Genomic DNA, 1,356 nt, shown 5'->3' with positions numbered 1-1,356 from the left:
GGGCCACCAGGGGGGCCACCAGGGGGTGGTCCGCCGCCGAATGGCCGCCCCGGCGGTCCCATGGGCGGCCGGCCGCCTGGTGCGCCACCTGGCCCGCCGCCGCAATCCCGCGCCTGGATTGACGAGGAGCTCGCCCCCGGCCAGGCGGCGCGCTGACCCATGCAGGGCCCCTGGCTGATCGGCTCGGATATCTACCGCCATTCCAGCTACGGGCCCGGCCATCCGCTGGCCATTCCGCGCGTCTCCACCACGCTCGACCTGATCGCGGCGCTGGGCTGGCACGACCCGGCCCGCTACCGCGACAGCCCGATGGCGACGCCGGCGCAGCTGGCCCGCTTTCACCACCCGGACTATATCGCCGCGCTGCAGGCGGCCGAGGCGGCGCAATCGGTGCCCGACGCCGTGCGCGACCGCTTCGACCTCAATGCCCGCGGCAATCCGATCTTCCCCGAGGTGTTCCGCCGCCCGGCCACCAGCGCCGGGGGCGTGCTGCTGGCGGCCAGCCTGACGGCGGCCGGCGGGAGCGCGCATGTCCCCGGCGGCGGGCTGCACCATGCCCGGGCCGATCGCGCCAGCGGCTTCTGCTTCCTCAACGACGCGGTGCTCGGCCTCTGCGCCTGGCTTGACCAGGGGCTGGACAACCTTCTCTACCTCGACATCGACGCGCATCACGGCGACGGCGTCGAGGCCGCCTTCGCCGACGACCCCCGCGTCTTCACCCTGTCGATCCACGAGGCCGGGCGCTGGCCCTTCACCGGGGCGCTGCACGACCGCGCCGGCGGCCATGCCCGCAACATTCCCGTCCCCGCCGGGCTGAACGACGTCGAATTCTCCTATCTGTGGCAGCAGGCGGTGATGCCGGTGCTGCGCCACCTGCGGCCCCAGGCCATCATGCTGCAATGCGGCGCCGATGCGCTGGCGGAAGACCCGCTGGCCCGCCTGTCGCTGTCCAACAACGCGCATCTCGGCGCGGTGGCGGCGCTGCGCGACCAGGCGCCGCGGCTGATCCTGCTGGGCGGCGGCGGCTACAACCCCTGGACCGTCGCCCGCTGCTGGGCCGGGGCCTGGGGCGCGCTGAACGGCCTCGCGCCGCCGCCGCGCCTGCCGCCGCCGGCCGAGGCCATCCTGCGCGGCCTGCGCTTCCACCGCGCCGCCGGCCGCAACCCGCCGGAGGCCTGGTTCACCACCATGCGCGACGCCCCGCGCCCCGGCCCCCTGCGCGGCGAGATCCGCCATCTCGCCGCGGCCACGCTGCGGGACCTGCCACCCCCGGCCCGACTTGTGCCATGATGCGCGCCATGCGCCGCCGCACCCTGCTGGCCCTGATGGGGCTTGCCGCCATGACCGCCTTCCAGG

1 protein-coding gene is annotated in these 1,356 nt (G+C 75.4%); it reads left to right on the top strand.

The annotated features are described in order from the left end of the window. Positions 1–159 precede the first annotated feature (159 nt). Positions 160–1,290 carry an acetoin utilization protein AcuC gene (locus tag GVN67_RS28980; protein WP_160000758.1) on the top strand — a complete coding sequence of 377 codons (1,131 nt, stop codon included), beginning with the start codon at positions 160–162 and terminating at the stop codon, positions 1,288–1,290. Positions 1,291–1,356: the final 66 nt, after the last annotated feature.

This window comes from Roseomonas sp. 18066, assembly GCF_902706185.1.
Taxonomy (GTDB): domain Bacteria; phylum Pseudomonadota; class Alphaproteobacteria; order Acetobacterales; family Acetobacteraceae; genus Pseudoroseomonas.
This window is presented reverse-complemented; position numbering and strand designations above follow the sequence as displayed.